5 protein-coding genes and 1 pseudogene are annotated in these 8,039 nt (G+C 61.3%); 3 read left to right on the top strand and 3 right to left on the bottom strand.

Translation table 11 applies throughout. From position 1 onward, the window contains the following. Window positions 1-975, bottom strand: a pseudogene (locus tag NW852_RS08560) (right-handed parallel beta-helix repeat-containing protein); the annotation flags it as partial. 212 nt (window positions 976-1,187) lie between these two features. Between NW852_RS08560 and NW852_RS08555 the strand changes: the two are divergent. After that, a complete protein-coding gene (locus NW852_RS08555; RefSeq protein WP_414372446.1) occupies window positions 1,188-1,559 on the top strand; it encodes a rhodanese-like domain-containing protein in 372 nt (123 codons plus the stop codon). A 4-nt stretch (window positions 1,560-1,563) separates the two neighbouring features. Here the strand turns inward: NW852_RS08555 and NW852_RS08550 are convergent, their stop codons facing one another. Together NW852_RS08550 and ppsA are read right to left on the bottom strand one after the other, a co-directional pair. Continuing rightward, the gene (locus NW852_RS08550; protein ID WP_414372448.1) at window positions 1,564-2,832 is read right to left on the bottom strand and encodes a dihydrolipoamide acetyltransferase family protein; all 1,269 of its coding nucleotides are present in this window, start codon (window positions 2,830-2,832) and stop codon (window positions 1,564-1,566) included. 69 nt (window positions 2,833-2,901) lie between these two features. Beyond that, window positions 2,902-5,367 carry a phosphoenolpyruvate synthase gene (gene ppsA / locus NW852_RS08545; protein ID WP_414372450.1) on the bottom strand — a complete coding sequence of 822 codons (2,466 nt, stop codon included), beginning with the start codon at window positions 5,365-5,367 and terminating at the stop codon, window positions 2,902-2,904. A gap of 257 nt (window positions 5,368-5,624) precedes the next feature. Between ppsA and NW852_RS08540 the strand changes: the two genes are divergently transcribed. Together NW852_RS08540 and NW852_RS08535 are read left to right on the top strand one after the other, a co-directional pair. Next, window positions 5,625-6,614, top strand: coding sequence for an RluA family pseudouridine synthase (locus tag NW852_RS08540; protein WP_414372452.1), 990 nt, complete (start codon window positions 5,625-5,627; stop codon window positions 6,612-6,614). Window positions 6,615-6,869: 255 nt separating this feature from the next. Continuing rightward, window positions 6,870-8,039, top strand: a 1,170-nt coding sequence (locus NW852_RS08535; RefSeq protein ID WP_414426646.1) for a transaldolase, incomplete at its 3' end; no start/stop codon positions are given.

Below are 8,039 nucleotides of genomic sequence, written 5' to 3'. Positions count from 1 at the left end.
AATGGTGCGGGCTTGGGTTCCTTGCAAGATGCGAATGCCGACGCTGCCGGCTATCCTGCCCACAACAATCCGGTTGGATTGAATGACCGGAACTGATCCCGCTCCATCCAGTTGGATCCCGGTGGTACCGCCGCTAGCTGTCTGGCGAGCCTGCAGCGCCAACCCAGCAGTCGTAGGCGGATCCCCCTCGATTTGGTTGTTGCGGAAAACCCCGCCGGAGTTGTCGCTATAGCGAACCCCCAAAGCTCCCAAAGCTTGCAGAAGGATCGCGTTGTTCTCCAGGAGCGGATTACTCCCTGGCACAGTACCGACACCTACGCCTCCTGTCTTGCTGACAGTGACCGAGATGCCGGCGACACGACCGTTGCCCGAGATCTGCACACAGGGATCCGAAAACTGCTGGCAAAAAACCTGGGCCAATTGGTTGACAGCTCCCTCCAAAACGGCGGCATTACCGTTCACCAAGATGTTGGAGCTGGGACTATTGAGGGTAACCTTGCTGGGCTGAAAGGTGCCATCGTTTACCTGAATCTTTCCGCCTTCCAACACCACCTCCACCCCTTGCAGGCTGGTTTGGCTAGCTACGATGACATTGAACAACCCGGCCAGGATCTCGTAGGCAGCAGAGCTGGTAATCCGAATCCGCCCGCCGTTGGTGCCGTCACCTCCATCCAGGGCCAGGTTCTTCTCCAGTCTCTCCTTGCCCGCCCCCAAAATCTCAATCAGCACCTCCAGGCCGGCTGTAGCACTTTGCAATCGCTGCGCCTCTGCGACGGCATCGGCCAACTTAGTGAAGGGGCCTTTGGCCGGATCCACCCTTAGGATGACGGGCTCCCCAGGCGGCGGCAGAGGAGGAGAGTTGCCCGCACCTCCCCCACAGCCGAAAGCGATCCCTGCCAATAGAGGCAGCAAGAGGGAACGGGTTCGCCAGGTGGATCGGGATGCTTGGCCGTTTCTAGGAAGGGATCCTTTCATCCGTGGAAAATCCTTGGAAATCCCTATCAGTCAAACGTATCAGAAGTGCAGACACCTAGAGCCACGATAAGCCCCTAGGATCTAATTCTCCCAGACAGAGCCTTTCAAAAGAGATCGCTGGCAGGGGATCCGCGGAAGCCAAGCGCATCCTGCACAATTGCAAGTAGCCCAGGGCAGAAGCTGAGCCGGTATATCCTGAGAAGGAAGCCCAGATGGGGTTACAGATGGCCATGGCCGCTTCCGTTCGCTCGATTACACCCCAAGAACTGGCCGCCCGCCTGCGCGATCCGGAGGCCGGCCCCCTGCAACTCATCGATGTGCGGGAACCGGCAGAGCTGGAGCTGGTCAACCTCAGCGCCCTTGGCTTTCGCCACTACCCCTTGAGCTGTTACAAAGAGTGGAGCGAGCGAATCTTGAGGGAGCTGGATCCCCATTGCCCAACCTTTGTCCTCTGCCACTATGGGATCCGCTCTGCCCAGGTGAGCGAGTGGTTGCAGGCCAACGGCTTTACCCAGGTCTACAACATTAGCGGTGGCATCCACGCCTGGGCCCTTGCGGTGGATCCCACCCTGCCCACCTATTGAACTTCTACAGCGTCAGGGATCCCACCTTTTGCTCCAACAACTGGGCTAGATCTTGCAAGAAAGCTGCGGCGTGGGCACCGTAGATGACGCGGTGGTCACAGGTAAGGTTAACCTGCATCTGGGAGCGGATGGCGATGGCTTTTTCCGGCGTGGCCACCACGGTGGGGCGAGCAGCACCAATGGCCAAGATGGATCCCTGGTTGGGAGGCAGGATGGCGTCGAAGCGATCCACCCCAAACATGCCCAGGTTGGAGAGGGTAAAGGTGCCGCTGGTGTACTCCTCCGGCTGCAGTTGCTTGCGCCGCGCCCGCTCCACCAGATCCTTCCAGCGGCGGGAGATCTCGTAGAGATCGATCCGGTTGGCCTGCCTGAGCACAGGGGTAATTAGGCCCCCATCTTCCATGGCCACCGCCACAGCGATGTTGATGTCGGCTTTGTAGTGGATCCCGTTTTCGGTGTAGCTGGCGTTGAGGAGGGGGTGCTTTTCGAGAGTGAGGGCCACAGCCTTGACCAAAAGGGCCGTCAGCGTTACCCCTTTGGGTTTTACCTGTTGGTAAAGCTGATCCAGGCTGTCGGTGGTAATGGTGTAGCCGACGTGGAACACGGGCACGCCCAGGCTGGCGTTCATGTTGCGCACCACCGCCGCCTGCAGGGTGCTCAAGGGAACCACTTCTCCCAGGGGCGCAGAAACGGGGGGAGGAGCGACCGAGGAGGGAGCTGCCACCCGCGGGGAGGCAGCCTGAGCTGCGGCCCGCTCCACATCTTCGGCTACGATGCGCCCACCAGGGCCGGAGCCGCGCACCGTGCGCAGGTCAACCCCCAGACTTTCTGCCAATTTTTTCGCCCGTGGGGAAGCCAGGATGCGCTGGGATCCAGCTCCGTCGGAGCCACTTGGGGGCGTGGAGGGGGGGCTTGCTGCAGGCGCAGGGGTTGGCCGTTGAACGGTGGGGACAGAGGCCGCGCTAGGGGTAGCCGCCGGCGCAGCACCCTTAGAGAGGGCCTTGGCTCTCTCCTGGGCCTCGGCCAGCTCCGCTTCGGTTTCGGCAATGAGGGCGATGGGGGCGCCCACCGGCGCCGATTCCCCGGCTGGGATGAGGATGCTGGCCAGAATGCCGCTGTGGAAGGACTCCACATCCATGTCTGCTTTGTCCGACTCCACCACCAGGATGTTTTCCCCTTTCTCCACTCGGTCGCCGGGGTTCTTCAGCCAGGCAACGATCTTGCCCGTTTCCATGGTGGAGCTGAGGGCCGGCATGGAGAGTTCGTGGATCATGGCGGGGGTGGCAACACAGCAGAGAAGATTGTAACCCAGCAGACGGGATCCCGGCGCACTCCCCTAGGCCTAGTGGGCGCCGGCAGCTTCCGCCTCGGCCACCACCAACAGGGTTTTCAGCAGGGAATCGGGGTTGAGGCTGATGGAGTCGATCCCCTGCTGCACCAGAAAGCGGGCAAAGTCAGGGTAGTCGCTGGGAGCTTGTCCACAGATGCCGATCTTGCGCCCGTGGCTTTTCACCGTCTGGATCACCTGGGCGATCATCCGCTTGACGGCCTCGTGGCGCTCGTCAAAGAGATGGGCCACCAGGGCCGAGTCGCGGTCCAACCCCAGGGTGAGCTGGGTGAGGTCATTGGAGCCGATGGAGAAGCCGTCGAAGATCTGGCAGAACTCGTCGGCCAGGATGACGTTGCTGGGCAGCTCGCACATGACGTACACCTGCAGGCCGTTTTCCCCTCGCACCAGGCCGTGGCGGGCCATCTCCTCCAGCACCTTGTGCCCCTCTTCGGGGGTGCGGCAGAAGGGGATCATCAAGATGACGTTGGTCAGGCCCATCTCGTCCCGCACCCGTTTCATGGCCCGGCACTCCAGCGCAAAGCCATCGCGGTAGCGGGGATCCGTGTAGCGGGAGGCCCCCCGCCAGCCAATCATGGGGTTTTCCTCGTGGGGCTCATAGCGGGATCCGCCCAGCAGGTGGGCGTATTCGTTGCTCTTGAAGTCCGACAGGCGCACAATCACCGGCTTGGGGTAGAAGGCAGCGGCGATGGTGGCCACCCCCTGGGCCAGCTTGTCTACAAAGTACTCCGGCTTGTCGGCGTACTGGGCGGTGAGCTCCGCCAGGCGCGGCTCCTCCTTGACCGCCTCGTCGTAGTGGATCAAGGCCAGAGGGTGGATCTGGATGTGGTTGGCGATGATGAACTCCAGCCGCGCCAGACCCACGCCGTCGCAAGGGATCTCGCTCAGGCCAAAGGCTTTTTCCGGGTTGCCCACGTTCATCATCAGTTGGGTGCGGGGGCGGGGCAGCTCCTCTAGCGGGATCTCCGTCACCTCATAGGGCAATAGACCAGGATAGACGCGCCCTTCCTCCCCTTCGGCGCAGGAGACGGTGATGGGATCGCCGGAGCGGAGCACCTGCGTGGCGTTGCCGCAGCCAACAATGGCCGGGATCCCCAGCTCGCGGGCAATGATGGCCGCATGGCAGGTTCTGCCCCCCTGGTTGGTGACGATGGCGCTGGCCTTTTTCATGATTGGCTCCCAGTCGGGATCGGTTTTCTCCGTCACCAGCACCTCGCCGGCCTGGAACTGATCCGAGCGGCGCACATCCAAAATGACGCGGGCTGTGCCCTGGCCGATGGCTTCCCCCACCGCCCGTCCCCGCACCAGGGGGTCTGGGCGCGCCTCCGTCTGCGTAAAGCGGTAGGTTTTGAGGCGGTTGGTGGCCTTTTGGGATTGCACCGTCTCGGGGCGGGCCTGGACGATGAACAGCTCGCCCGTGATCCCGTCTTTGGCCCACTCGATGTCCATGGGGGTGAAGCGGCCCCGCAGCGCCGAGTAGTGCTCTTCGATGAGGCAGGCCCAGCGAGCCAGCTCTAGGATCTCGTCGTCCTGCAGGGCATATTGGCGGCGCAGGCTCTCGGGGACGGGTACGTTTTTGGTGGAACGGGATCCCTCCTCGTCGTAGACCAGCTTCAGGGCTTTGCTGCCCAGCTTGCGGGAGAGGATGGGGCGCAGCCCCTGCTTTAGGGTAGGTTTGAAGACCACGTATTCGTCGGGGTTGACGATGCCTTGCACCACGTTTTCCCCCAGCCCATAGGCAGCGGTGATCAACACCGCGTCTTTAAAGCCCGTTTCTGGGTCGATGGAGAACATCACCCCCGAACAGGCCAAGTCCGAGCGCACCATCTTCTGCACCCCCACCGAGAGGGCCACCTGGAAGTGGTCAAAGCCCTTGATCTGGCGGTAGGAGATGGCCCGGTCGGTAAACAGGCTGGCAAAGCAGCGGTGGCAGGCATTCAGCACTGCCTGGATCCCGTGCACGTTGAGGTAGGTCTCCTGCTGGCCGGCAAAGCTGGCATCCGGCAGGTCTTCTGCTGTGGCGCTGGAGCGCACCGCCACATCGGTATCGGGGCCGTAGCGCTCGCACAGCTTCTGGTAGGCTTCGCTGATGGCCTGCTCCAACTCTGGGGGGAAAGGCGTCTGCAGAATCAAGGTGCGGGCGGCTTTGCCCCGCTCGCGCAGGTTCCGCACATCCTCGATATCGAGGTCTTTGAGGATCTCCCGCAGCTTCTCCTCGAGGCCGGCAGCGGCGATGAACTGGCGATAGGCATGGGCGGTGGTGGCAAACCCCAGGGGCACGCGGATTCCTTTGGGGGTCAACTGCTGCAGCATTTCCCCTAGAGAGGCGTTTTTCCCACCCACCTGGGCCACGTCCCGCAGCCCCACCTCTATGAGGGGCACAACCAAGGGTGGCTCTGAGCCAAGCTGGCGTTGAGGGGGCTGTTGAAGCTGGGATCCCAGCGCTACTCCATCCGACATGCTTTGTCTCCTTGTGCCCATCAGAGCAAGCGTGATAGTTGCAAAAAGACCTTCTCCCGCCAGGACCTGGCCTAGCTTTGAGGGTCTATACCCCCACTGTACTGAGGGTTTTCCTGGGGCTAGAATCCCGGCGCAACGCCCCCAGAGAAGGCTGAGAAGGGGATGAGACAAAGGCGTTCTCGCCAGGATCCGGCTGAAAAAGCTGCCACAAATCTTCGCCCTTTTTTACCTAATGCAAAAGTAACCGCTCTGCCACAATGTTTTCAAAGCAGCAGTTTGCCGAAACAGGGCAAATGGAAGGCCCCAGGGATCCGGTGGCAGCAATTCGCCAGGTAAGAGTGACGGAAAAACAGCAGGGCTTGCGGCTGGATCGCGGGTTGGCGGAACAACTGCCGGAGCTGTCGCGCTCGCGCCTGCAGCAGCTCATTCGCCAGGGCCAGGTTTGGCTCAATGGGCGGCCCTGCCTGGATAAGGATCGCCCCCTGCAAGCCGGGGATGAGATTGAGGTGCGGATCCCGCCAGCCACCCCTACAACTTTGGAGCCGGAGCGGATCCCCTTAGACATTCTCTACGAAGATGAGGATCTGCTGGTCATCAACAAGCCGCGCGGTCTGGTGGTGCATCCTGCTCCTGGACATGCCAGCGGCACGCTGGTGCATGCATTGCTGGCCCACTGTCCTCGCCTTTCCGGGATCAACGGCGAGCTGCGCCCAGGGATCGTCCATCGCCTCGACAAGGACACCACCGGTGCCCTGGTGATTGCCAAACACGATCAGGCCCACCAGCATCTGCAGGCCCAGATCCAGGCCAAGACGGCTCGGCGCATCTACCTAGGGGTGGTGTTTGGCCGGCCAGCCCAGAGCCAAGGCACGATCTCTGCCCCCATTGGCCGCCACCCGGTGGAGCGGCAGAAGATGGCGGTTTTGCCCTCTGGCCAAGGGCGAGCGGCGGTAACCCACTGGCAGGTGCTGGAGCGCCTGGGCAACTACACCCTGATGCAGTTTGAACTGGAGACCGGCCGCACCCATCAAATTCGGGTGCATGCCGCCCACCTGCGCCTGCCCATTGTCGGGGATCCCCTCTATACCCAGAGCAAAACCAGCCCCGTCAAACTCAGTGGCCAAGCTCTCCACGCCTGGAAGCTCTCCTTTGTCCACCCGCGCACCGGCCAGCCGCTGCAGTTTACTGCCCCTCTGCCGGAAGAGTTCGAGCGGCTGCTGCGGCAGTTGCGCAGCCAGGCCGGATAGGCAGCTTCTAGGGTCGCTCTCGGCCCTGTCTGGCCTGTCCAATCAGGGTTCATGCTGATCCCCGTGACCAAGAAGTTTCAACCTTCAGTAAATTTTTAGAGAAGTTGGAAGTGTTTTTGCCGGGTGAGTTGTTTAGAGTTGTCCCCACACCGGTGGGGCAGACAATTAAGACAATCTCACATCTACCGGGATCCCTTGCCTGGGTGGGCGACACTAGGACTGGGTCGCAGAAGCGCGATAGCTAAGGAGGGGAGTATGAGCAAGAGCCTGCTGGAGCAGTTGCGAGAGATGACCGTCGTGGTGGCCGACACGGGGGATATCAACGCCATTGAGACCTTTAAGCCGCAGGATGCCACCACCAATCCCTCTTTGATTACAGCAGCCGCCCAAATGCCCCAGTACCAGGGCATTGTCGATGAGACCTTGCTCAAGGCCCGCCAAGAACTGGGATCTAAAGCCGACACCAAAACCGTAGTGGCCCGCGCCATCGATGAATTGGCGGTAGCCTTTGGCGTGCGCATTCTCTCCATCATCCCCGGTCGGGTTTCGACCGAGGTAGATGCCCGCCTCTCCTACGACACCGAGGCTACCGTAGCCAAGGCCCGCTACCTCATCGAGCTCTACAAGGCGGCAGGGGCGGATCCCAAGCGGGTGTTGATTAAAATTGCTTCGACCTGGGAAGGGATCCGCGCCGCCGAGATCCTAGAAAAAGAAGGGATCCACTGCAACCTAACTCTGATGTTTGGCCTGCACCAGGCCATTGCCTGTGCGGAAGCAGGGGTAACCCTCATCTCGCCCTTTGTGGGCCGCATCTTGGATTGGTACAAGAAGCACACCGGCCGGGAGAGCTATCCCCCTGCTGAAGATCCGGGCGTGCAGTCGGTAACCCAGATCTACAACTATCTGCGCAAATACGATTACCCGACGGAAGTGATGGGCGCCAGCTTCCGCAACATTGGGGAAATCATCGAGCTGGCCGGCTGCGATCTGCTTACCATCTCGCCAGTTCTCTTGGCGGAGCTGCAAAACACCGAAGGCCACCTGGAGCGCAAACTGGATCCGGAAAAAGCTAAGAAAATGGACATCCCGCGTCTGGTGATGGATCGAGCCACCTTCGACCAGATGCACCGGGAAAACCGCATGGCTTCAGAAAAGCTGGAAGAAGGGATCCAGGGCTTCTCCAAGGCGCTGGAGGTGCTGGAAAGGCTGCTCACCGAGCGGCTACAGAAGCTGGAGGGCGCCAAGAAGGAAACGATTACCCACGCCGCCCAGGATGTCTTCCGCATCTACGACCTGGATGGGGATGGCTTCATTACCCGCGAGGAGTGGATGGGGGCGGATCGCGTCTTCGATGCCCTCGACACCAACCAAGATGGCAAAATTACCCCCGAAGAAATGCTGGTCGGCCTAGGGGCAGCCGTCTAC

The sequence above is a fragment of the Synechococcus sp. H60.1 genome, assembly GCF_047462335.1.
Classification (GTDB): Bacteria; Cyanobacteriota; Cyanobacteriia; order Thermostichales; family Thermostichaceae; genus Thermostichus.
The sequence above is the reverse complement of the archived record's forward strand: the minus strand, read 5'-3'. Positions and strand labels throughout refer to the sequence as shown.

Excerpts from the sequence above, each read along its gene's own strand:
- NW852_RS08555 (WP_414372446.1), top strand. The coding sequence starts at position 1,188 with ATGGGGTTACAGATGGCCATGGCCGCTTCCGTTCGCTCGATTACACCC.
- NW852_RS08550 (WP_414372448.1), bottom strand. The coding sequence starts at position 2,832 with ATGATCCACGAACTCTCCATGCCGGCCCTCAGCTCCACCATGGAAACG.
- ppsA (WP_414372450.1), bottom strand. The coding sequence starts at position 5,367 with ATGTCGGATGGAGTAGCGCTGGGATCCCAGCTTCAACAGCCCCCTCAA.
- NW852_RS08540 (WP_414372452.1), top strand. The coding sequence starts at position 5,625 with ATGTTTTCAAAGCAGCAGTTTGCCGAAACAGGGCAAATGGAAGGCCCC.